21 protein-coding genes are annotated in these 23,447 nt (G+C 40.5%); 11 read left to right on the forward strand and 10 right to left on the reverse strand.

The genetic code is table 11. The features are described from left to right. Positions 1–6: 6 nt before the first annotated feature. Positions 7–567 carry an NADPH-dependent FMN reductase gene (locus tag J6836_RS14425; RefSeq protein WP_219244690.1) on the forward strand — a complete coding sequence of 187 codons (561 nt, stop codon included), beginning with the start codon at positions 7–9 and terminating at the stop codon, positions 565–567. Between the two features lie 70 nt (positions 568–637). On the opposite strand, the gene potD is transcribed toward J6836_RS14425, so the two are convergent. From potD to potA, 4 genes are all read right to left on the reverse strand, one after another. Continuing rightward, positions 638–1,687 carry a spermidine/putrescine ABC transporter substrate-binding protein PotD gene (gene potD / locus J6836_RS14430; protein ID WP_219244691.1) on the reverse strand — a complete coding sequence of 350 codons (1,050 nt, stop codon included), beginning with the start codon at positions 1,685–1,687 and terminating at the stop codon, positions 638–640. Between the two features lie 162 nt (positions 1,688–1,849). Further along, complete coding sequence (gene potC, locus J6836_RS14435) at positions 1,850–2,635, reverse strand: spermidine/putrescine ABC transporter permease PotC (protein WP_219244692.1); 786 nt, start codon at positions 2,633–2,635, stop codon at positions 1,850–1,852. Then, on the reverse strand, positions 2,632–3,495 hold the full coding sequence (gene potB, locus J6836_RS14440) for a spermidine/putrescine ABC transporter permease PotB (RefSeq protein ID WP_219244693.1): 864 nt from the start codon (positions 3,493–3,495) through the stop codon (positions 2,632–2,634). Before potB ends, potC begins: the two co-directional genes overlap by 4 nt. Beyond that, positions 3,482–4,591 carry a spermidine/putrescine ABC transporter ATP-binding protein PotA gene (gene potA, locus J6836_RS14445; protein ID WP_219244694.1) on the reverse strand — a complete coding sequence of 370 codons (1,110 nt, stop codon included), beginning with the start codon at positions 4,589–4,591 and terminating at the stop codon, positions 3,482–3,484. Before potA ends, potB begins: the two co-directional genes overlap by 14 nt. A gap of 989 nt (positions 4,592–5,580) precedes the next feature. Between potA and J6836_RS14450 the strand changes: the two genes are divergently transcribed. Further along, a complete protein-coding gene (locus J6836_RS14450; protein WP_219244695.1) occupies positions 5,581–7,227 on the forward strand; it encodes a fumarate hydratase in 1,647 nt (548 codons plus the stop codon). A gap of 114 nt (positions 7,228–7,341) precedes the next feature. On the opposite strand, the gene J6836_RS23195 is transcribed toward J6836_RS14450, so the two are convergent. The 6 genes from J6836_RS23195 to J6836_RS14480 all read right to left on the reverse strand — a co-directional run bounded on the left by J6836_RS23195 (position 7,342) and on the right by J6836_RS14480 (position 13,199). After that, entirely contained in the window at positions 7,342–8,307 is a 966-nt protein-coding gene (locus tag J6836_RS23195) for a fimbrial protein (RefSeq protein ID WP_219244696.1), read from the reverse strand. A gap of 13 nt (positions 8,308–8,320) precedes the next feature. Then, the gene (locus J6836_RS14460) at positions 8,321–8,872 is read right to left on the reverse strand and encodes a fimbrial protein (RefSeq protein ID WP_255586235.1); all 552 of its coding nucleotides are present in this window, start codon (positions 8,870–8,872) and stop codon (positions 8,321–8,323) included. Between the two features lie 10 nt (positions 8,873–8,882). Further along, positions 8,883–9,611, reverse strand: coding sequence for a fimbrial biogenesis chaperone (locus J6836_RS14465; protein WP_219244697.1), 729 nt, complete (start codon positions 9,609–9,611; stop codon positions 8,883–8,885). Between the two features lie 10 nt (positions 9,612–9,621). Further along, positions 9,622–12,117, reverse strand: a complete 2,496-nt coding sequence (locus tag J6836_RS14470; RefSeq protein WP_219244698.1) for a fimbria/pilus outer membrane usher protein — start codon at positions 12,115–12,117, stop codon at positions 9,622–9,624. An 83-nt stretch (positions 12,118–12,200) separates the two neighbouring features. Beyond that, complete coding sequence (locus J6836_RS14475; RefSeq protein ID WP_219244699.1) at positions 12,201–12,758, reverse strand: fimbrial protein; 558 nt, start codon at positions 12,756–12,758, stop codon at positions 12,201–12,203. A 204-nt stretch (positions 12,759–12,962) separates the two neighbouring features. Next, the gene (locus J6836_RS14480; protein WP_219244700.1) at positions 12,963–13,199 is read right to left on the reverse strand and encodes a helix-turn-helix domain-containing protein; all 237 of its coding nucleotides are present in this window, start codon (positions 13,197–13,199) and stop codon (positions 12,963–12,965) included. Between the two features lie 1,293 nt (positions 13,200–14,492). Between J6836_RS14480 and J6836_RS14485 the strand changes: the two genes are divergently transcribed. The 9 genes from J6836_RS14485 (at position 14,493) to J6836_RS14525 (ending at position 23,447) form a co-directional block, all read left to right on the forward strand. Continuing rightward, on the forward strand, positions 14,493–15,497 hold the full coding sequence (locus J6836_RS14485; RefSeq protein WP_219244701.1) for a nitrilase family protein: 1,005 nt from the start codon (positions 14,493–14,495) through the stop codon (positions 15,495–15,497). Positions 15,498–15,570: 73 nt separating this feature from the next. Then, positions 15,571–16,455, forward strand: a complete 885-nt coding sequence (locus J6836_RS14490) for a LysR family transcriptional regulator (RefSeq protein ID WP_219244702.1) — start codon at positions 15,571–15,573, stop codon at positions 16,453–16,455. A gap of 96 nt (positions 16,456–16,551) precedes the next feature. Then, positions 16,552–17,550 (forward strand): 3-oxoacyl-[acyl-carrier-protein] synthase III C-terminal domain-containing protein, encoded by a 999-nt coding sequence (locus tag J6836_RS14495; protein WP_219244703.1) that lies wholly within the window; start codon positions 16,552–16,554, stop codon positions 17,548–17,550. Then, a complete protein-coding gene (locus J6836_RS14500) occupies positions 17,547–18,548 on the forward strand; it encodes an NAD-dependent epimerase/dehydratase family protein (protein WP_219244704.1) in 1,002 nt (333 codons plus the stop codon). The genes J6836_RS14495 and J6836_RS14500 overlap by 4 nt, the downstream gene beginning before the upstream one ends. Next, positions 18,548–19,351, forward strand: coding sequence for an MBL fold metallo-hydrolase (locus tag J6836_RS14505; RefSeq protein WP_219244705.1), 804 nt, complete (start codon positions 18,548–18,550; stop codon positions 19,349–19,351). The genes J6836_RS14500 and J6836_RS14505 overlap by 1 nt, the downstream gene beginning before the upstream one ends. Further along, a complete protein-coding gene (locus J6836_RS14510) occupies positions 19,348–20,625 on the forward strand; it encodes a F390 synthetase-related protein (RefSeq protein WP_219244706.1) in 1,278 nt (425 codons plus the stop codon). Before J6836_RS14505 ends, J6836_RS14510 begins: the two co-directional genes overlap by 4 nt. After that, on the forward strand, positions 20,622–21,233 hold the full coding sequence (locus J6836_RS23200; protein WP_219244707.1) for a phosphatase PAP2 family protein: 612 nt from the start codon (positions 20,622–20,624) through the stop codon (positions 21,231–21,233). The genes J6836_RS14510 and J6836_RS23200 overlap by 4 nt, the downstream gene beginning before the upstream one ends. Continuing rightward, the gene (locus tag J6836_RS14520) at positions 21,230–22,354 is read left to right on the forward strand and encodes a sterol desaturase family protein (RefSeq protein ID WP_219244708.1); all 1,125 of its coding nucleotides are present in this window, start codon (positions 21,230–21,232) and stop codon (positions 22,352–22,354) included. Before J6836_RS23200 ends, J6836_RS14520 begins: the two co-directional genes overlap by 4 nt. Then, entirely contained in the window at positions 22,344–23,447 is a 1,104-nt protein-coding gene (locus J6836_RS14525; protein WP_219244709.1) for a fatty acid desaturase family protein, read from the forward strand. The genes J6836_RS14520 and J6836_RS14525 overlap by 11 nt, the downstream gene beginning before the upstream one ends.

Below are 23,447 nucleotides of genomic sequence, written 5' to 3' on the forward strand. Positions count from 1 at the left end.
TTTACCATGTCAAAACAATATAATATTGGTGTTATTGTGGGTAGCTTGCGTGCGAATTCTTACAACCTAATCGTCGCTAAAGCCATGACTAAGTTGTTCCCTGCAAATTTTTCATTCAAATTTATCAACATTGGCGACCTTCCTCTCTACAATCAAGATGCAGACCAAAATGTGCCTCCTGTTGTCGCCAATTTTAAATCTCAAATTAAAGCCTGTGACGGTATTATTTTTGCCACCCCCGAATATAACCGCTCTATCCCCGGCGTATTAAAAAATGCTATTGACCAAGGCTCTCGCCCTTGGGGTGATAACTCGTGGAATGCAATTCCTGCGGGGGTTTTAGGTGTATCCATCGGTAATATCAGTACAGCAATTGCCCAACAACACCTGCGCAACAGCCTCGCCTTTTTGAATATGCCAACGATGAACCAACCTGAATGTTACCTGAAATGGTATGACGGTATGGTGGATGAGCAAGGCAATATTTCACCGAAAAGCAAAGATTTCTTGCAACCGTGGGCGGATACCTTTGCTCAGTTTGTTGCCCATAATGCTGTGAGTAAGTAAGCTACCGTCTGCGTAACTTATTGAACAAAAAAGGCACCTACATAAGGTGCCTTTTTTGTTCGTCAAACCATTAACGGCCAGCTTTTAGCTTTTGGAAATATTCTTCGTACAAAATATTGGTATTCCCAACATCGCTTTGCCACTCGCCTTTTTTCAAGACCTCTTCACTTGGGTAAAGGGATGGGTCGTTAGCAATCTCTGCGGGTAACATCTTTTTAGCGGCTAAATTGGGTGTTGGATAGCCGATGGATTCAGCAACTTGTGCCGCAATTTCAGGGCGTAGTAAGAAGTTAATCAGTTTATGGGCGCCTTCAACGTTTTTCGCATTGGCAGGGATCGCCAGACTATCCATCCAGAAGATGCCGCCTTCTTTTGGCCACACCACTTCAATCGGTAAGCCCGCTTGCCTTGCGACAAACGCAGAGCCATTCCATAACATCCCCACATCCACTTCCCCTTCAATAAACGGTGTGGCAGGGTTATCCGAGTTAAAGGCTAAGATATTCGGGCGCAGCTTTTGCAGCTCTTTATAGGCCTCTTCAATCTCTTTCGGGTCGGTGGTATTACCTGAATAACCCAGTTTATTTAATGCGACTTGGAATACTTCCCGTGCATCATCCATCATCAATAGGCTATTTTTATATTCAGGCTTCCAAAAATCTGCCCACGACGTGATAGAACCTGGGTCAACGGCTTCACCATTAATGCCAATCCCTGTTGCGCCCCAAATATAAGGCACAGAATAGTCATTATTGGGGTCAAATTCTTTGTGGATTAAATTCGGATCGAGGTTTTTAAAGTTGCTCAATTTACTTTGATCAATCTTTTGCAGCATCCCCTCTTTACTCATTTTGGCAATAAAGTAAGTAGATGGCACCACCAAATCATAAGCCCCATCTTTATAGGTTTTCAATTTGGTGTACATACTTTCGTTGGATTCGTAGGTGGAGTAAATCACCTTGATACCCGTTTCTTTGGTAAATTGTTCTAATAAACCGGGGGGAACATATTCTGTCCAGTTATAGAAATACAGTACGTCTTTGTTATCGTCAGCGGCAGTCGCCGTGCCAATACTTGCAGCCATTAAGCCTGCCGCCAGTAGATAGGACCATTTTTTCATGACTGAGTTTCCCTCAACAACCTGTTTTTATCCCTGCCTACACCAAGCTGTAACTTGAATGATTTAGGGGTGATATCTTATAGGCTCAATTGGAGCCCACCCTCTCGCCTTATGGCATTTAAAAAGCACGAAAAACTGTAACACCGTGCCATCCTATTATTTTTACTGCGCTTTTTTACCGTATTTATCCCGCATTACCCATTGGCTTAAGCAAACAAGCACCAGCGACATAATCAGTAGCACCGTTGCCAACGCATTCACTTCAGGCGATACGCCAACCTTGACCATTGAGTAGATTTTTAACGGTAAAATTTCATAACTTGGCCCCGTCACAAACGACGACACTACCACATCATCCATCGATAATGTGAAGCTGAGCAACCAACCCGCCACAATCGCGGGGAGCGCCAATGGCAGAATAATTTTACGTAAAATAGTAAATTCACCCGCCCCAAGATCTCGCGCGGCTTCCAGCATCTTCACATCAAAGTCTTTAAGCCTTGCATATACCGTGACCACCACAAAAGGCAGACAGAAGGTAATGTGCGAAAACAGCAACGACCAAAAACCCAGTGAAACGCCCAAGATCATAAACAGCACTAATAACGATATTGCCATCACGATATCGGGGGACATCATCACCACAAACAGCATTCCGCCCACAAAGGGCTTGCCACGAAAACGGTAACGAAACAGCGCAACTGCGGTTAATGTGCCAATCACTGTGGCAAATGTGGCGGATAACACCGCCATGGTTAATGAATGCCCCGCCGCTTCTAATAAGCTGTCGTTATTGCTCAGCAGTTCATACCATTTTGTTGAGAACCCCTGCCACTGAATACCAAAACGAGATTCATTGAAGGAGTTAACAATCAAAATGATGATTGGAATATAAAGATACGCATAGACGATGGCCATAAAGCCACCACGCAAAGTACGCCCGATCATTCTTCATACGCCTTTTTATTCAGAAGCTTAGCCGCTCGGTAGTACACATACAGCAACAGCCCCATCATCACGGTGAGGAAAATACTGGTTGCTGCACCAAATGGCCAATCGCGAATATTAAGGAACTGGCTTTTTATCACGTTACCAATTAACAAGTTCTTCGCGCCGCCCATTAAATCGGCGACATAAAATAGCCCCATCGCAGGTAACAGAACCAATAAACACCCAGCAATAATACCTGGCATCGTTAATGGAATAATGATTTTCACAAAGGTCTGGAATTTATTAGCACCGAGATCCCTAGCTGCTTCTAAATATGACTTATCCAATTTTTCAATACTGGAGTACAGTGGCATTACCATAAAAGGCAATAGGATATAAATCAGCCCTAATACTACTGCTTCTGGGGTGTACATTAAGCGTATCGGTTTATCGATAATGCCAATCCAAAGCAAAAAATCATTCAAATAGCCTTTGGTACTCAAAAACACTTTCAAGCCATAGATACGGATCAGCGAGTTTGTCCAGAACGGTACAATCAATAAAAACAGCATCAATGGCTGAATACGTTTAGGTAACTTCGCCAAAATAAAGGCAAATGGATAGCCGATCACAAGGCAGAAGAATGTGGCGATCAGCGCCATATTCAGTGAATGCAGCATCACTTCCGCATACATGGGATCAGATAAACGGATGTAGTTATCCCATGTGAAGATCAGATCCACTAAATTGGTATCGCTGCGTGTTAGGAAGCTTGCCCCGATGATCATGATATTTGGCAAGAAAACGAACAAGACCAACCAAGCGACAATCCCTGTGATAATCACATTCTGCAGGATCTTGTGTTTACGAATGATCATCCAGAACGACCTCCCAGCTTTCCACCCAAGTTACAGCAACTTTTTGATTCAAGGAGTGGTCAACATCGGGGTCGTCTTCGTTAAAGAATTCGCTCACCATAACAATTTTGCCGTCTTCCATCTCAACCACAGAATCCAAAGTCATGCCTTTGTAGTTACGTTCACGCACGTAACCAATTAGCCCTGGATGATTTTCTGCATCATTCACTTCTTCAACGCGTAAGTCTTCAGGGCGCAAAAGCACATTAAGGTGCTGCCCTTCTTTGACCAAAAGCTCAGTGAAAATGTCGCACTCATGACCTTCAACATTGGCACGAATACGTTTATCATCAATGCGATACAATACTTTCGCATCAAAAATATTAATTTCACCAATAAACTGAGCAACAAACAGGTTTTTAGGCTCCTCATAAATTTCACGAGGTGTACCATCTTGCTCAATTTTCCCTTCACGCATGACGACTATCCTGTCAGACATCGCTAAGGCTTCTTCTTGGTCATGGGTAACAAAAATAAAGGTAATTCCCAGTTTCCGTTGAAGGGCTTTTAGCTCGTTCTGCATTTGCTTACGCAGTTTGTAATCCAGCGCAGACAATGATTCATCCAGTAATAAGACTTTTGGGCGATTCACTACGGCACGAGCGATTGCCACGCGCTGCTGCTGCCCGCCAGAGAGTTGATTCGGCCTTCGCTGCGCAAAATCTTCCAATTGCACCATACGCAGTGCCTGATCAACCCGCTTTTGAATATCGGCAGCAGGTGTTTTTTGCATACGCAAGCCAAAAGCGACGTTGTCATAGACCGTCATATGAGGAAAAAGAGCATAGCTTTGGAATACGGTATTCACGAAACGTTGTTCCGCTGGAATATCCGTAATATCTTGACCATCAAGAATAATTTGACCTTCATCGACATCTTCAAGCCCAGCAATAAGACGTAAAACCGTCGTTTTACCGCAGCCAGAAGGCCCCAGAATAGTCAAAAACTCACCATTTCGAATGGTTAAGTCAAGTTCAGAAATAATTTGTTTGCCATCAAAACCTTTATTTAAAGATTTTAATTCGACGAGTGGTGTCAGAGAGGTTGTCTCAGTCATTTATAATACACTCTATCCCTAGGAATAATGCAGATAGAACCGCCACCGTTAAAGACTGTATAAGCTTGTCGGAGGTTTACTCTTCATACTTCAAGTGATATGGATGTTCGCTTCACGCTGCCATTCGAATCACATACTTATGTATGCTCATCGAGGTGCCATCGTTTGCGGCCTACATATCACTGGAATTATTTTGAGTAAATAATTTTCCCCAGCAAAGCCCAAAACCAGTAGCGCCATTTTTCAAATTCATTGAGCCCTGCATGATAAACACAGTTTTTATAAATTGAAAGCCATTTTCGACACTTCGTTTGCCTTTCATTATGAATTCACAATAAATAAAACTGTTTTTTGATAAAAATAAGCAACATAGCGATATATATTGTTACCCTACCGTTATCTATAGGTTTCCCTTGTACATCAAAGTACAGAACTTAAGTCAAATACCTTGTAATTCATAAAGTTAGTCAGTACTAGTTTAATAACTAATTTCACTCTAAAAATTAATTATTTCTTAAATTAAGATATGAAAAATATATCTTACTGCTCGCCCATCAAATATCCCTCTGATTAAGATAAAATCATCAAGAACTGAATCGTTTAAACTTACTCAAATAGCTTAAAAAGTAATTTATCCCAATGAAATACTTAAAAAGTAAATAATTCATAATTACAATTGAAAAAAGAAAAATATCATCAAATATAATTTTATGTGATTTACATCTAATTTTTATCGTGAAGTGGGTTTTATCTCGATAACTTTAACCAACATCATATTATCAAGTGCATCCCTTTGAATATAATGGTCAAATTGATATAATTTCAACCTAAACTGTTACTTTTCGTGATTTCTTTTGTAGTTTTTGTTTCATTATTACACTTATAAATTTTACTTTGTTCCTTTGTACTGAATTTATTAAAGAATAAGCATAAGCCTACGGGCGATTATTTTTGGATATTCCACTGAAATTAATATGTGAGTGAGCAAAATGGCTAATAAAGAGTTTTTTTATCAAGAACCTTATCCCCTATCTGAGGATAAAACTGAATATACCCACGTTTCTGATAAATATGTTTCTGTCGAGCAATTCGCAGGAAAACCAATTTTAAAAGTTGAGCCCGAAGCACTAACATTGCTCGCTGAGCGTGCAATTTATGAATCACAGTTTTTCTTAAGAGCCGCACACCAAAAACAAGTTGCAGCCATCTTGCATGACCCAGAAGCCAGCGAAAATGATAAATACGTCGCACTGCAATTGCTACGTAACGCTGAAATTTCTGCAAAAGGCATTTTACCAAACTGCCAAGATACCGGAACCGTTGCTGTGGTTGGGAAAAAAGGTCAACAAGTTTGGACGGATTGCGATGATGAAGAGTACCTCTCTCGCGGAATTTACAACGTCTTCCAACATGAAAACTTGCGTTTTTCTCAAAATGCCCCGCTTGATATGTTTAACGAAGTGAATACGGGCACTAACCTACCAGCACAGTTTGATATTTTTGCCACCAAAGGCGATGAATATCATTTCCTGTTCGTCAATAAAGGCGGCGGTTCTGCGAATAAATCCGCACTTTATCAAGAAACAAAAGCCACGTTAACCCCAGCTAAGTTGAAAAACTTCTTAATTGAGAAAATGCGCAATCTGGGAACAACGGCTTGTCCGCCTTATCATATTGCCTTTGTTATTGGTGGAACTTCAGCGGAAACAACGTTGAAAACAGCAAAATTAGCCTCTGCTAAATACTACGATAATTTACCAACTACGGGTAATGAGTATGGCCGCGCTTTCCGTGATATTGAGCTAGAAAATGAGTTATTAGAAGCTTCACGACATCTTGGCTTTGGTGCGCAGTTTGGTGGTAAATATTTTGCTCACGATGTCCGAGTTATACGCTTACCTCGCCATGGCGCGTCTTGCCCTATTGGTTTAGCTATTTCGTGTTCTGCTGACCGTAATATCAAGGCCAAAATTACCAAAGAGGGTTTGTGGCTGGAGAAAATGGAGCATAATCCAGCGCAATATATCCCTGAATCTATGCGTACCCAAGCTGAAGGCAAAGTGGTTCATATTGACCTCAACCGCCCAATGAAAGATGTTTTGGCTGAGCTGAGTAAGCACCCAGTGTCGACTCGTGTTTCCCTCAGTGGTCCACTGATCATCGCACGTGATATTGCACACACTAAGCTCAAAGAACGTTTAGATAACGGCGAAGAATTACCACAATACTTCAAAGACCATATGGTGTATTACGCAGGACCAGCCAAGAAGCCTGAAGATATGGTATCAGGCTCGTTAGGCCCAACAACGGGTAACCGTATGGACCCTTATGTTGACCTGTTCCAATCCCACGGTGGTAGCATGGTAATGCTTGCTAAAGGGAACCGTACTCAAGCAGTGACCGACGCATGTAAAAAACACGGTGGTTTCTATTTAGGCAGCATTGGGGGTTCAGCGGCAATCTTAGCGCAAGAATATGTTAAGAGCCTGAATTGCTTAGAATATCCAGAATTAGGTATGGAAGCAATTTGGAAAATGGAAGTTGAAGGCCTACCCGCCTTTATCCTTGTTGATGACAAAGGAAACAACTTCTTTGAGCAAGTACAAAATACGACTTGCCAAAAATGTGTAAAATAAAAGGACACATCGATACCAACGGAATGCGCTAATCTCGGTTAGCTTGTATCGTTAATAAGTCATGCAAGTAAAAGAGCAGGCAATATGCCTGCTCTTTTTTATTCACCAGTTCTATCAATAATAGTTAATGCGAACAATTGTTGATGCTTTAAAAGGTCCCGTTTTAATTGCACTCACTTTTTTAACCGTCGCACTATAATCACGCGTGACTGAGGTCAAACCTAAAGGTAATGTGCCAAAAAATTGGAAATAATTATATTTGATACGATTCGCTTTATCGTCAGCAATCGTTAGGTTCATCCCATTTTTCAAATCAATCGCATATTCACCATTTAGCTGATCAGTGGTTTCAAAGTTAATATTCATCGAGAAATTATCTAAACAACCACGCTTTACCGCTTGAATTTGAAAATCTTTTTTAAACTCTTTACCTTGATTAAGGTCTGTAATCATCAATTGACCAAAGTCTATTTGCTGGGATTCAGGGTAAACTTTGATATCCGCACCACATTTTAAAAACCGAATACCTTGTAGCCCCGTAATTGAATATTTTAAGTTCTTAGCGCCCGCGGTATGGTTTATCCCGCCGCTACCATCAAATTGGAAAACGGTAAATTGGTTATCACCTGTATAATTTCCTGATGGTGGAACAATCCCTGTGACCTTGATATACAATGTAAATGTGACAGTTACAGTCACATCCTGTCCTTTACGAATTGGGTTAGTTCCTAAATTAACGCGTTGTTCATTTTGCTCAAGCTGCTGGCCTTGGTAGTTTGCGCCAAGTAATAACCCAGTTCCCAGCTTTTGGGATTTCGGGTTAAAATACATATGCACAACGTCAACTGCATCCCCAAGGACGTTGTCACAATAGACCGTCACTGTCATCGGGTTAGACTGCCAAATAACTGCCCCAGCCGTTGTGTCTGATGGAATAGCCAACTGCCCGACAGGAACCGCGGGTTTTTCTACTGCCCCCGTTCCCTTCTCAACGCAATCTAATGCAAAAGTCTTTGGGCTGATAAAAATAAATAAGAATAAAAAGTAGAACCCATACTGCTTAATAAATTTGTGTATCATAATTTATACACCTTTATATATAGGTAATATTTAAGGTAATTTGCGTTTTAATATTACCCACGGTTAATTCACTTCTTGCACGATAACTTTCCAACATGGAGTAGATCACAATCTGTTGATTATCATCGAAATAAACTGGATAGTTACGGTATTCACCATTCGGTATCGTATTGCCTTGTTTATCCAGTAAGCGAATGCCATAACCATTTAAAATCGTTTTACCACCAAATAAATTACGATCCGTGCTTGCCGTTGGTTCTGAAATAAACATGATCCTAACGACAGGATCGCGGTCATCACGATCACGCTTCGGGAAAATGCAGTCGTCAAATTTCAATTTGATCTCATGCTTAGGACTTCTATCCCCGATCTCATTGAAATAATTAAGAGAAATTGGGCCTAATTCAATATTTTGATCAATCGAGGAAAGTGTGATTTTACAAGGCAAAGCCACTACGTTGCCGGTAAAATTGAGATCGCCTCGCATCATGCTGCTGTCTGCATATGCATGATTCCCAAACAGGGATAACATGAAAAAACCGATTGAAAAGCAACAATTTCTCATCTCTAAAATCCTATTGGTTTTCTTTTGATAGCTGGCATATCGATGCAGCGCACTGATAAGTCAACATTTTCATTCCGCCGTAGTCATCCATATATCCGGCGTAAAGCTGGCTAAAACTGGCACTTGGTACAGAAACGCTTTCTTTTGATAATGGCGCTACCATGACACTCTCAAAACCTGGAAAGTTATTCTTATTGTTGTTACTTAAATAACCCAATGTGACGTAGTATTTCGTTGGGTTTTCAATCAATAACTGACTACCCGAATGCGTAAACTTCAACTCTTTCGCCCACACTTTATCGCTGTTATTTTCAATTTGAGCTGGGCGATAAAACATTTTTAAACGGCTCTGAATCGCAATTTGCACCACATTTTCTTTATCTGAAACTGGAGGGATTTCACGTACATTCAGGTAAAATAGCGATTCCCTATCTTGGGGCAGTGCATCAATCCCTTCAGTTTTAATGATTTTAATTTGATTTTTTGCATTCGGCTCAACGCGTTGCATTGGTGGCAAAACGGTAAAAGGCTCTGAAACTTTGTTTCCTTTCGCGTCTTCCATCCATGATTGCGCCAAATAAGGCATAGTTTTACTTTGGTTATTAATGACTAAGCTAATGGATTTATCTTTGCCCGGAAAAATAATACGAGTGCGGTCAATATTGATTGCCGCAGAGGCAACTTCCATGCCACCAAAGATTAATGAAAGCCCGAGGGCAACTACGTACTTTTTACTCATACATCATTCCTTATTGGCAAGGGATCAAGACTTTACCTTGATTCTTTTCAGTCATATTCGGTAAGTTCAAGCGACATTGATTTGCACCACTTGCCCACTTAACAATGTAGTTTTCATCTGGATCCACCCCAGTTAAATAAACAACACCACTGTCCGCAATAATGCCGACCTCCCTACCTGTATTCACTTCGATGACACTCGTCCCCAGAGGAGGATAATTGCCATTACTCAAACGGATCACTGCTAAAATACGTTTCCCTTGATTCGCTTTTATTTTTTGATAACCAATTGAGCCTTCAGTTAACGTTTTTCCAATAATGTTGTCATTCACATCAACATCTTCAGGCAACGTATTCATATCAATGTATACATCCGAGTTTGAAAAACTGTTCAGGCTTGTTGCGACACCAATACCGAAGCGGTTAGTGACGGATTCGCCATTATCAATAGAAATCCCCGCAACGTTATCGCTATCAATCATGACGCGAGGTTCATTATTTGTGCCATTACGGTGCATTGCTGCACCATATTTAGTTGCAGTCATTGAGCCATACCAGCTACCACCAAACGCACGATAATTATTCACATTTTCCGTTGCATTAACGTTTAATACGCCATATGCAGATGAACGTTGATAGCTACCACTAATATTAGGTTCTGCACGGCCAAGTTGATGCTGATCTCCCCCTACACGCATACTCCAGTAATTATTTTGCTCATTAGGGCTGTAATAGGCGACGGATTGCCCAAAATTATGGTCATTATCTGCATATTGAGCGTCATAACTGACTGACCCGCCATTTTCTAATGGAATCGAAAATGACAGATAAATTTGGTTGTCATCCGTTTTTTCGTATTTAATTTTATTGAGAGACAATGTCCCCGAGACATTTTTAAGTCGCCCAACACTAAACAATTTACTCAAGCTCATGCCAAAGTTGGTTGTCGACTCACTGTTCCAAAACTGGTGGTGAGAAGCATTCAAATAAACCGTTAAATCCAATGGGCTGATGTATTGGTTAAAGGATGCGGTATACACGTTCTTATCGCGTCTAAAATCAAGAACACCATTGGCAGCATCAATATATTGCGGCATGGTTAGGAATTCTTTTTCAGAAAATTTATAACCTGCAAAAGTAACTTGTGAATTAGTGGATTCGAAACGTTTCGAATAATTCAGACGATAACTGTTCCCTGAATAAGAACCAAAATGGTCTAAATCTGCATGGGTGCGCGTAATATCCAGCGATATTGCCCCAAACACATTCATATTTTGCCCAATCCCCAGATTGACGGCTTGATAATTATTATTGTCGACAGTGGCAATTAAACCGCCAAAAATTGAGGTATTGCCAAATAAACCATAAGATAATTCACCCGCAATAAACCGTGGCTCAACTTTTTGAGAACGCCCAAACGGGTCTGACTGCCCCATCGTTAATTTATAAAGAAGCTGACCTTGGCGTGTTAAAAATGGCAATGAAGCCGCCGTTACTTGGTAAGTCGTTTTTGAGCCATCTTCTTCCTCGATGGTCACATCTAACGTACCTTGCACTGCTTCTGTAATATCTTGAATATTAAAGGGACCTGGGGCCACTTTAGCTTGTTTAATCACTCGTCCATTTTGTGAAATAATCACCATCGCATTGGTTTTGGCAATACCGGTCACCTGTGGTGCATAACCACGTAATGAAGGAGGAAGCATTCGGTTATCACTAAATAACGATGCCCCAATAAAACGGAAGCTATCAAACAAATCTGTTCTTAAATAAGACTCCCCAAGTAAAACTTTGGCACCCATTTCAGGTAATGCGCGAAATGCATAAAGCTGAGTCCAATCAAACCGCTCATTTGTTTTTCCTTGAGAACGATTGTATTGATACTGGTAATCCGCACGGAAACGCCAAGCCCCTAAGTTCACGCCAGCCGTACCATTACTGCTACCACTGAACGTTTCACTCGTGTTTTTAGGGGAGGTGTAATTTAAAAATAGGTTGTAATCGAGAAATGCGCCTGCAATTCCATTTTCCCATTGGGATGGTGGAACCCAGTACGGATCGTCATATTCTAACCAAGCTTGAGGAATAGAAAATAAGATATTCTGATTCTCTTTATCGAATCGATAGTGAATATCTAATTTTTTAGATAGTTCAACACACTGGTTATTATTATTTTGCAGAAGTTCTTCCTGAACTTTCTTTTTTAATGCAAAAAGGGTGACCATCTCTGGCGTAACACAGAGTGTTGAATTATCTTTACTCTCTTCAATAAATTTAATTAAATGTTGTCCCGCTAATTTTCTACCATTCAATGTAATATCGGTAAGATATTCACCCGCAGGGATAAAATCAGGATTTGAAAACTGACTTAAATCAATATTATCTCTGTCCTTTGCATCAATAATATTCATATTAAATTCAACTGCATTAGACATTCCTGAAAAGGAAAATGCCAACACAATAGAACATAATATTTTATTCATTTTAAACTGAGGCAATAAAGACATGATATTCCCTGTCAAAAAGATAAAAAATCAAAATAAAAAGGGAAAATAACAGGCAATAATATGCCTGTTATTTAAGGTATAGATTAGAGGTAATTTAAAGCGTAAGTCGCTTGAGAAATGATGCTACCAGTTTCTACTTTGTTACCATTTGCTTCTACACGTGCACTAAATGCTAATTTGTTAGGGCCGTCAGCTAATGGCATTTCAACACTTGTGTCACCAACTTTCATTGTTGCACCATCAGCATTGATCAGACGAACACCAACACCTTTAGAAGTACCAGTGTTTGCTAACAGTTCTTTTGCAGTTGTATCTGGCGTACCAGTGAAAGTCACTTTAACTTTGCTAACTGCAGGGAAAATAACTTTGTCTGAAGCATCTTTAACTTCACCTAAATCGCAGTTTTCTAACTGAATATTGTACTGAACGCTTTGGCTAAATTTATTACCCGTTTCTAATACTTTATTAGCAACTTGGCCAAGATCAACGTTAATTGTACCATCACCTGGGATAGAGCAAGGTGCATTGATGACTTTACCAGTGAAGTTGATAACACCACTTCCTTGGTCTACAGTGGCTGCATTTGCAATACCAAATGAAGAAGCGATAATTGTAGCTAATGCAATGTTAGTTAATTTCATTTATATTTTCCTATAAAAAGACGACAGATGTACCAATCACCTAATAATCAATATAATTATTAAGTTGATATTTTTTGCTGGGGATGTAATAAAAACAGCCATTTTATTAATTAGAATAAATAGCCATTTAATTTTTTATTTCATTTATTATATTAATAAATTGATTTTCAAATTAGTAATTAGATAATTCTTAATAGTTTTATTTTAAATAGTTTCTTTATTTAAGAATACATCATCAATAAAAAAGCAAACCATTTCTGTTTCTAGTGCATTAGCTAGAACATGTAAATTTTCGATATTAATATTGCACTCGCCTCTTTCATAACGAGAGATCTGTTGCTGGCTCACTCCAACAAGGTTCGCAAGCTCAATACCTGAAAGCCCTAAATGCTTTCTTCTTTTCCTTATTTCTCTACCTACGATACGATTTACATTTATCATCAACTATAGCCCAAAAAAAACGTAAAATGTTAAACGGCTAAACTATATAACAGATCAAAAACCTTTAGCATATCAAAATTTATCTTTCCGAATGAAAATTAAAATATAGCTAATCAATGAAAACACGAAATTTGAGTTAATTATAATTTTCAAGATATAAAAGTAAAACTGTTTCTAACGATCAATAAAATAGATTAAAGCCAGCGAAACCTATCAAAATTAAAGCAATTCAATTTGAATTAGTTAATAACTCAAAACCATCAAATAAAATTGTAATTTAAATTATTATCGATAGCATAAAATAATAACTAACTATTTGATTCATTTTAAATAAACTCATATTACCACTATTAATGGTAATACAGATAAATGGCGATCTATTTATATTTAGCGCAATTAGCTTCTAATTATTTATTATCTATTATTGAGGCATTGATTAATAAGCATTTTTTACAAAAAATATGCGTAAATTAATTTTTTATTTACATTATTTTATTATATACCAAAAAAACCACTATAGGTGGTTTTTTTCATTTTTAAGAATTATTCATAGGGTAGATATAAGAATTTTTGTTAACACATTAAACGAGTGCGATATATATGAAACTGATATCAGAACCAGCAAACTAACTTAAAATGTGTAAAAATAGCATATTATCGTCTTTTTAGACGCCAATGTTAACGATATCATTGAATAGACAACTCATGCACAAATTAGTCACGCAGAGAAATTAATATACCCCTTAAATAACATACAGTTGTGTTTGTTACAAAATGTAACGATAGCATAAATATTATTAATGAAATTAAGAAAAAAATAATTCTTAACAAAAATAAAACACAATAATTATGTAAAGATAATACAAATTACGTGTAAAATAGTTACTTATACTTACATCTAGACCAATTTGCAGGCAAAAACACTACTCCCAACAAAACATAAGACAACCAGTCCCTTTTAGTTTAGAGGAGATTTAAGTATTCAATCGCGCAAATACAACGTGTTATTTAGGCCTATTATGCTATTTTGAGGCTTTTTAATTAAAAAATTAAGTATTAATCAATAGGTTACTTTTTTCACCCTTCGATTATATAAGAAGATTTCACCTATTAAGAGGTTTTTTTTCGAAGAATATAATGTATCTCAACTTTTTTTTTCATCTGAAATCATCAATTGTAGTCCACTTTTTATCTAAAACATACTTTGATAACCAATGGTTATTGAAAAGAAAAATAACTCATTATTTTTTATCTAAGCAACATGTTCTTATTTCTCCTAACTAAGGAGATATGATGAAAACACAACAATTACTTCGCGTTGCCACTGTACAATTCCAACACCAGCCAGGAAATAAAACCTACAATTTAGACTGCATCCACGGCTTTATTACACAAGCCGCACAAAAAAAGGTCAAAATACTCGCATTACCTGAGATGTGTATTACAGGATATTGGCATGTGCCAAAGTTGCCTGATACAGACGTTTATGCACTCAGTGAAACCTTGCATGACAGCCCTTCACTAGCGCCTATCCGCCAGCGTGCTATCGAGCTAGGGATGCTTATTGGCGTCGGATTAATAGAAAAAGGCCTAGATGGCAAATGTTATAATACATGGGTCGCTTGCATGCCTGATGGGCAGTTGCATGCACATCGAAAACTGCACGCCTTTGAGCATCCAGTGATTCAAAGCGGTGATAGCTACACCGTATTTGATACTCCTTGGGGTGTAAAAGTCGGTATATTGATTTGTTGGGATAACAATCTCATTGAAAATCCGCGAGCTACTGCATTACTTGGTGCTGATATCATCCTTGCCCCTCATCAAACTGGCGGGACGAACTCCAGTAGCCCGTATGGCATGAAGCGCATACCACTACATTTATGGGAAAACAGAAAACAGAACCCACAAGCGTTGATGAATGCGTTTCAAGGGGAAAATGGTAGGGACTGGCTATTACGTTGGCTACCTTCACGTGCCCATGATAATGGTGTTTTTTATCTGTTTAGTAATGGTGTTGGTCGTGATGATGATGAAGTTAGAACAGGTAACGCCATGATAATTGACCCTTATGGTCGAATTATTCAAGAAACTGCTGCGATTGAAAATGATATGGTCATCGCTGATTTAGACCTTAGCTTGCTTCCTGACTCCAATGGGCGGCGTTGGTTAATGGGGCGGCGTCCTGAACTCTACCAGATCCTAAATACCTCAATGGGTTATGAAACAGATATTCATCAGGTTCGTTTCGCGTCTCAATCAATACCTTTTATGAAAAAAGAAATCAGAAGCCAGTGAAATAACGAATGCTATAGTGGTTTACTCATTATCTAGATACTATAGCGTTTATCATTTTGTGTAAGAGGTAAATATGGATACTCGACTTCTCCGTGCCTTTATTACCCTTGCGGAAACGAAAAATTACAAAGAAGCCTCAACACGCTTATATATAAGCCAACCTGCCTTAACAAAGCAAATTAAGTTATTAGAAGAACAACTCAATTTACGGCTGTTTGAACGTGGACGCCACGGAGCAATGCTAACAGAGCATGGGATAGCATTGCTCCCATACGCAAAACAAGTGTTAAGCCACGTGCAAGAATTGTTAAACCAAGCATTGGTGCTCAAGGAAGAACCCCCGAAGGTTTTACATGTCGGTTTTGGGATCTCATCTTTTCAAGAAGCCTCTTTATTTGTTGCTCACTTACGGGAGAAACTGCCCAGCGTTGCCATTGTGTTGGACGATATGCCCTCACATACAATGAGGGATAATCTCCTTTCTCATCAATTAGATATTGCATTTACTCGCCACGTCCCCCAAGCTCCAACAGAAAATATTATTAAACAATTTTTAAAAACTGAAGTGTTAGCCCTCGCCATATCACGTGAATACACACAACATAATTCGATAAGGGATTATTTAACACAATATCCATTGCTGATGTTACGTGCAGAGCGCGGCCTTGGGCTTTATCAACAAATTCAACGTTACTTGCAATCGGAAGACCTGCATATTGCTCCCTTACAAGAGGCAAGCGATATACAAACACTCATTGCATTAGTTGCAGCGAAAGTGGGTGTTAGCCTTGTTCCTTACAGTGCAAAATATATCGCTCAAGAGGATGTCCATTTCATTCCGCTCCACCACTGCGAAGCCGCAAAATGGCAAATTGATGTCGTTTGGCATACGTCATTACCGAAAACATGGCAAAGCATTTTCCACACTTTGATTGATAATATTCATGAAACTCCGTGAAAATAGACGGTAAGAATAACTCCGTAATTCCTATATATTAAATAAATGAACTCTGATATTTATTGTTGTTATCTTGGTTAGATAGGCACTTTATATATGTCCGTAAATAGGTCAATTGCTCCACTTAAAATCATCGCTTCTGGCGTTGCTTTACCTGAAAACAAAATTTACTCCTCAATGCTCGATGAAAAACTCAATAAAACGAAAGGGTTTGTGGAGAAACATTCAGGTATCGAATATCGCTACCATGCAAACTATACGGACTCACAGGCGCAACTTGCTGCACAAGCCATTGAAAATGCATTACAACAAAATGGGTTGTTGCCACAAAGTATTGATATGCTAATTAACGCCTCTGCGATCCCTGTTCAAGCATTGCCTTGTTCTGCGGCTCATGTCCTTGAACAATCAAATTTAAATGATGGCATTGCTTGCTTTGATATCAATTCAAGTTGCATTAGCTTCATTACAGCGCTGCAAGTGGCTGCGGGTATGCTAGCGACCAGTCAATTCCAACGCATTGCCATTGTCTCTGCGGATATCGCCTCACGGGGCATCGACTGGCAGGATAAAGAATCCTCACTCATTTTTGGTGATGGTGCAGCGTGTGTGATCGTTGAAAAAGGCGATGGTACCAGTGGTATTCTCTCTTACACTCACACTACGCATGTCGAGGGGATTGATTTTTGTGAGATCCGTGCAGGCGGAACTCGGAAAAACCCGCGATCTGGAATGACTGAAGATGATTTTCTGTTCCATATGCAAGGTAAAAAACTTTTCCGCATGGCATCTGCCTTAATTGAAGAATTTATGCAGCGCGTCTTCACCGAGTCAAACTTACAACTCGAACAAATTGATACAGTTGTACCTCACCAAGCCAGTCATTTATCGCTAGAGCATATGCGCCAACGTGTTGGTGTCACGCCAGATCAACTCATTGATATTTATCGCCATCGCGGTAACCAAGTTGCTGCCTCGATTCCATCGGCACTGCACGAGGCGATTATCACAGGCCGTTTTTATGAAAAACAAAATGTAATGTTAATTGGTACTGCGGCAGGGTTGGCCCTGTGCGCCATGGTATTAGTACCATGAAAATCCTCGTCACAGGTGCCACGAGTGGCCTTGGCAGAAATGCGAGTGAGTACTTACTGGGGCGAGGTTTTGATGTCATAGCTTGTGGCCGAAACCCGCAAGCGGGAGAGCAATTAGCCAACATGGGCGCTGAATTTATCCCTTGTGAGCTGGCTGAACTTTCTTTGCAACAGGCCAAAGAAATGATGATTGGCTGTGATGCTATTTGGCATTGTGCCGCACTATCTTCGCCATGGGGTAAGCGCCAAGACTTTGAAAATATTAACCTTCATGCAACGCGGATATTGGCCACCGCAGCAGGGGAGCTAGAGATAACACGCTTTATCCATATTTCGACCCCTGCCATTTATTTCAATTTCACCCATCAGCGTGATATTGCAGAAACCACCCAAAACAGCTGTTTCGCCAACCAATATGCGAAAACAAAATATTTGGCAGAAACCGTTATTCAACAATGTGTTAAGCAATATCCTAACACACGTTATACCCTGTTACGACCGCGCGGATTATTTGGCCCCTATGACCGAGTGTTACTCCCGAGGTTACTGGCGCAAATCAAATCTCGTCATGGTAAGTTAGTGCTTCCTAACGGGGGGAATAACCATTTTGACTTAACCTATGTGGGGAATGTGGTTCACAGTATGCAACTTGCTACCCATAAAGAAGGGCTACTAAGCGGTGCGGTATATAATATTACCAACCAGCAACCACAAGCACTGAAACACACGTTGCAACAACTCTTCCATGAGCTTCAACTCGAGTGTGAAATTCGTTCCGCGCCTTATCCACTATTATATGCCATTGCTATGTTGCTAGAGGGCATTGGGCATCTCACTGGAAAAGAGCCTCTTCTCACCCGTTATAGCCTTGGTGCCGCTTATTTCACTATGACCCTTGATAACCAAAAAGCCCAACAAGAATTAGGTTATTACCCGTTATATTCCATGGAACAAGGAATTCATTTAACCGCTAACTGGCTAAAACAGCAGGAGAATTGATGCTAACCATTCACCAATATGAAGTCGGGTATTGCACGCATCCTGGCTGTGTAGCCCTTAAAGGCGCCAGTTTTAAATCCTGCAAATTCCCTGCTCGAGCATGGTTAATCGAAGATGAACAGCAGCGCTGGTTATTTGATACGGGGTATGCCACCCATTTTTATGACCATACACGCAAAGGTATCATGCGGTTATACCGCACAGTAACCCCCGTTTATTTCGATAGTAAAGACGCGTTAGTCAACCAACTTGCAAACGATGGCCTTAAACCCAAAGACATTCATGGTGTGATTTTATCCCATTTCCACGGTGACCATATCGCAGGGCTGCGGGATTTCCCCGAGATGCCAATCATTTGTTCAGGTGATGGTTGGGCAAAAACACGCCCGTTAACGGGCTTTGCGGCCCTCAAAAGTGCCTTTGTTAGCGGTTTATTACCTGATGATTTTGAGCAGCGCACCGTGTTTTATGAAGGTTTTGACCGTGTTGCCCTACCCAGCGAATTACAAATACTGGGTGAAGGCTATACGGTGAATAAATCAAAAACTTTATTGATCGTACCACTACCGGGGCATGCCGCAGGTCATATTGGTTTATGTGTGCTTACAGAGGCTGGCTGGGTGCTACTTGCAGGGGATGCGGCATGGTCACCAACCAATTACCGTGAATTGCGCGGTCCAATGGCTATCGCCAATATCATCATGGATGACAAACAAGCCTATTATGAAACGCTGAATAAATTGCATGAAATTGATAAGCAAAATATTGTTATTCAGCTTTGCCATGAAGGTGATTTACAGTGATTTTGTCGACGCTCTGGCACTATTGGCGAGCCCGCCGTTTGTCATTCAAAAACCGTGTAGATTTAGAGGCTTACCAGAAAAAATGCGTAATCAAATTTAAACGCAAAACACTGGCAAAAAGCCCTTATTTTCGTGCCTATATCGACCGCCCTCTACATGAATTCCCTATCATGAATAAATCCATCATGATGGAAAATTTTGACCAAATGAACACCGCTGGCTTATCAAGCCAAACACTTCTCGAATGCGCACAAAAAAGTGAGCAATCCCGAGATTTTGCACCGAAAGTTGGCCGTTATAGCGTTGGGTTGTCCTCAGGCACTTCTGGGCGGCGCGGTCTGTTTGTGGTGAGCCCACAGGAGCAAAATATTTGGTCTGGCAGTATGTTAGCGAAAATGCTGCCCAATGGGTTATTTCACGGTGAGCGGGTTGCTCTCTTTTTACGCGCCAACAATAATTTATATGAAAGCGTAAATAACCGCTGGATATCCTTACGGTTTTACGACCTTTTTGCTGATTTTCAACAGCAATTAGCCGCGCTTGAAGCCTATCAGCCCTCGATTATTGTCGCACCTGCACAAGTGTTGTGTGCCATTGCCGATGCCATTATCCACCAGCAAATCCAGCTAACGACCCAGAAAGTGATTTCAGTAGCGGAAGTCCTTGAACAACAAGACAAAGAGAAACTTAAGCGCTGTTTTCCACAAGTGGGTGAAGTATACCAAGCCACAGAAGGCTTTTTGGGGTGTACCTGCTCCCATGGCACGTTGCACTTAAATGAGTCATTCCTACATATTGAACCAAATTGGCTGGATGAAACACGATTTTCACCGATAATTACCGATTTTACCCGCCAAACACAACCCATTGTGCGTTATCAACTTGATGATGTGTTAGTGATCAAGCAAGCTCCCTGCCCTTGTGGCTCTCCAGAGCTTGCCATTGAACGTATTGAAGGCCGCTGCGATGATTTACTTCAACTGCCTGATCAACAAGGTAATATAATCACCATCTTTGCAGACCCTTGTGCAAGAGTCATTGTGAATCATTTGCCCCTCACCGCTGATTTTCGGCTTACCCAACAAGGTCATCACCTGTGCTTACAAGCCGAGTGCAGCGAAGAAGAACTTGCTCATTGTCATCAACAACTTGAAAGCTACTTAGCCAATCAACAAGTGGATATTCAACAACTACATTGGGAATTATTAGCCGAACCCATCGAGCAATCACTTTCCATCAAAAAACGCCGCATTACCCGCAAGGAACCTCAATGACAAGCAACGTCTTATTCATGCGCTTAATCTATTGTTTAATTGGTTGGGGAACCGTTGGCATTGTGTACAACTACACGGGGAAAATTGTTGAGAATGCCAATTTTTTAACCCCAAGCACCATTGATAATGCCGTGCAATTTTCCCCTAATGCGGTTTGGTTTTATCTGTCGTTCTTTTTATTTATTCCACTCGGCTATCTTTACAGCCCGATTGAGCGTGCCCGTTTATTAATGTTCGCCATGCAATTATGCGCATTGGTTTCAGGCGTGGTTTATTTGCTGTATCCCACCACAATGCTGTACCACGAATATGATTTAACGACATTTTCTGGTCATGCATTATCTGCATTAATCGATATCGATAGCCCACAAAATTTATTACCTTCTCTACATGTCTCATTGACTCTTGTAGTGCTGAATGCATTATGGTCAGTAAAATATAAATTTCGCACACTGTTTTATTGTTTATGGGCCACTGCCATTTGCGTGTCCGTATTGGTGCTAAAACGCCACTTATTTATTGATGTTGTTACTGGAGCAATAACGGCTTGTTGCGTGCTGTGGGTTGTCCACGCCGCAAAATACCGCTTAGAGAGAAAACGCTCATGAATGAATTAACCTTTCCCATTATTTTTATGTTAGCGATCGTTGTCGCTGAAGGCTTGGTGATCGCCAAAACACAAAAGGGCACGGTAAGTTGGCAAGAATTGGTTTTTAACCTTAACTCTGGCCATATTATGTTGTGGTTATTTAGAGGGTTAGAGATTTTTTGCTATGGGTTTGTGGTCACTCACTACTCGTTCAATCTTGTTGAAAGCTGGCCAACTGCGTTAGTCTGGATTTTTACCATTTTAGCATGGGATTTCGGCTTCTACTGGCTGCATCGATTACACCACACTTATCGAGTATTATGGGCCGTGCATGTTGTTCACCATCAAGGGGAACATTATAACCTGTCATTAGGGGTGCGAAATTCTTGGTATTCATCCCTCACATCAATACCTTTCTTTATGTTATTAGCATTAATGGGGATCCCATTAGAAATTTTCCTTACCGTCTCCATTTTGCACTATACCATCCAGTTTTTTAACCACAGTGCTCTTATCCCACATTTGGGCTGGCTAGAAAAATTTATGGTAACACCGCAGCACCACCGCGTTCACCACGTTAAAGAAGGTCATTATTCCAATCGTAACTTTGCGGGAAGCTTTATTTTTTGGGATAAACTGTTCGGCACATTTGCCAAACTCCCTGAAACTGAACATCACTTTGGCATTAAAGGGGCTCCAGCTTCTGAAAACCCTTTTATTGACAGCAACTTACCTTTCTGGCGAATTGTTAAACGAGCCAGCAAACCCGCAAAAAAATCGCCCCCACTATTTCGCGTAAACCAAGTGGCTTTGGTCATGGGAACGCTTCTCTTATTTACGTTGGTGATAGGTTATGTCTACCTTTATGGCTACGGCTACCAAGGGACGACACTACAACAGGTGGTTTTATTTGTGCTGTTAGCCTTGGGAACCGTGGCGTTATCAGGGATTTCTGATGGGCGAAAATCAGGGTTAATGAGCTGGTTTTTTATCGCCTGCTTACTGCTAATTTGTGTGATATTCATTTGGCAATGGACGACCCCGTTCTGGGTTATTTTCACTAGCGCGTTGTGGCTGCACAGCTTATTGATGCTAGTTGGGATTGGCCGAAAACCAATAGCGGTGGCGAATGTCGCTTAAACCGCTTAGGCCACTCAGTTACCAGCACCGCCATGATCAAGACTTCCAAAAAGCCTTGAACAAGGCGGCTAAACAATATTTGCATGATAATGCTGATCACCGGTTTGCTGACGGGCGCTTTTATGCCAAAAGCGCCGTATTGGTATTGTGCTGTTTAGGCAGCTATTTTGCGGCATTATTCTTCAATGCATCTTGGGCCTTTTTTGTTTTTTACCCCAGTTTTATCTGCTTCGCCTTATTATTGGCGATTAATTTAGTGCACGACGCTTCGCACAATGCAATTTTTAAACATGCCAAAGCCAATTATTGGCTCAACTTTTGGGTCACCATTCCCCTTGGTTTAGACCCCGAATGCTGGCGCGTGCGGCATATTATTTTTCACCATGCTCACACCAATATTCGCCATTACGACTTGGATATTGAAGAAAATTTTGTTTTACGCCAAACCCCTTACCAGCGCTGGTATCCTTTTATGCGAGCCCAGCACCTGTATTGGCCATTGATTGCAGCAATGACATTCCCTGCACTTATTTGGTTTTTTGATTGGATGGATAGGTTTCACTTTACCCGCGTAGCCCCCCATATGCGTCATCAAGGCCAACAAGGTATATTGGCGTTTATCATGGCAAAACTGCTGCATTTGGTGATGGCCATTGTGATCCCCGCCATTGTTTTGCACGATATCAGCCTCGGCACGCTACTCTTGACCTACATACTCAGCCAAATGTTTGCATCATTAATATTTGTGGTTCTAATACTTGGCACCCATTGGGCAAAAGCTACTTTTTATACCCCACCCAAAGAAGGCAACATGCCCCATGGCTTTTATACACACACATTTTCAACCACTTATGACTGGCAAACGACACCACGTTGGCTAACCTATTGGCTTGGTGGGCTAAACCTTCACCTGACTCACCACTTATTTCCCAACTGGAATCATCGTCATTACCCTGCTCTGGCTAAAATTATTGAGCAAACGGCGAAGCAATTTTCAATGGATTACCACTGTATTAGTGCTAAAGAGTTATTTGTGTATCAACAGCGATTCTTAAAAGAGATGGGATCAGGCAAACAGGCAGATGAGCACTGA

It is taken from the genome of Providencia sp. R33 (assembly GCF_019343475.1).
Taxonomy (GTDB): Bacteria; Pseudomonadota; Gammaproteobacteria; order Enterobacterales; family Enterobacteriaceae; genus Providencia.

What these genes read in the sequence shown, in the direction of transcription:
- J6836_RS14460 (WP_255586235.1), bottom strand. Translation starts at nt 8,872, where the DNA reads ATGAGAAATTGTTGCTTTTCAATCGGTTTTTTCATGTTATCCCTGTTT.
- potB (WP_219244693.1), bottom strand. Translation starts at nt 3,495, where the DNA reads ATGATCATTCGTAAACACAAGATCCTGCAGAATGTGATTATCACAGGG.
- J6836_RS14425 (WP_219244690.1), top strand. Translation starts at nt 7, where the DNA reads ATGTCAAAACAATATAATATTGGTGTTATTGTGGGTAGCTTGCGTGCG.
- J6836_RS14505 (WP_219244705.1), top strand. Translation starts at nt 18,548, where the DNA reads ATGCTAACCATTCACCAATATGAAGTCGGGTATTGCACGCATCCTGGC.
- J6836_RS14470 (WP_219244698.1), bottom strand. Translation starts at nt 12,117, where the DNA reads ATGTCTTTATTGCCTCAGTTTAAAATGAATAAAATATTATGTTCTATT.
- J6836_RS23195 (WP_219244696.1), bottom strand. Translation starts at nt 8,307, where the DNA reads ATGATACACAAATTTATTAAGCAGTATGGGTTCTACTTTTTATTCTTA.
- J6836_RS14520 (WP_219244708.1), top strand. Translation starts at nt 21,230, where the DNA reads ATGAATGAATTAACCTTTCCCATTATTTTTATGTTAGCGATCGTTGTC.
- J6836_RS23200 (WP_219244707.1), top strand. Translation starts at nt 20,622, where the DNA reads ATGACAAGCAACGTCTTATTCATGCGCTTAATCTATTGTTTAATTGGT.
- J6836_RS14525 (WP_219244709.1), top strand. Translation starts at nt 22,344, where the DNA reads ATGTCGCTTAAACCGCTTAGGCCACTCAGTTACCAGCACCGCCATGAT.
- potC (WP_219244692.1), bottom strand. Translation starts at nt 2,635, where the DNA reads ATGATCGGGCGTACTTTGCGTGGTGGCTTTATGGCCATCGTCTATGCG.
- J6836_RS14490 (WP_219244702.1), top strand. Translation starts at nt 15,571, where the DNA reads ATGGATACTCGACTTCTCCGTGCCTTTATTACCCTTGCGGAAACGAAA.
- J6836_RS14465 (WP_219244697.1), bottom strand. Translation starts at nt 9,611, where the DNA reads ATGAGTAAAAAGTACGTAGTTGCCCTCGGGCTTTCATTAATCTTTGGT.
- J6836_RS14450 (WP_219244695.1), top strand. Translation starts at nt 5,581, where the DNA reads ATGGCTAATAAAGAGTTTTTTTATCAAGAACCTTATCCCCTATCTGAG.
- J6836_RS14475 (WP_219244699.1), bottom strand. Translation starts at nt 12,758, where the DNA reads ATGAAATTAACTAACATTGCATTAGCTACAATTATCGCTTCTTCATTT.
- J6836_RS14495 (WP_219244703.1), top strand. Translation starts at nt 16,552, where the DNA reads ATGTCCGTAAATAGGTCAATTGCTCCACTTAAAATCATCGCTTCTGGC.
- J6836_RS14485 (WP_219244701.1), top strand. Translation starts at nt 14,493, where the DNA reads ATGAAAACACAACAATTACTTCGCGTTGCCACTGTACAATTCCAACAC.
- J6836_RS14500 (WP_219244704.1), top strand. Translation starts at nt 17,547, where the DNA reads ATGAAAATCCTCGTCACAGGTGCCACGAGTGGCCTTGGCAGAAATGCG.
- potD (WP_219244691.1), bottom strand. Translation starts at nt 1,687, where the DNA reads ATGAAAAAATGGTCCTATCTACTGGCGGCAGGCTTAATGGCTGCAAGT.
- J6836_RS14480 (WP_219244700.1), bottom strand. Translation starts at nt 13,199, where the DNA reads ATGATAAATGTAAATCGTATCGTAGGTAGAGAAATAAGGAAAAGAAGA.
- potA (WP_219244694.1), bottom strand. Translation starts at nt 4,591, where the DNA reads ATGACTGAGACAACCTCTCTGACACCACTCGTCGAATTAAAATCTTTA.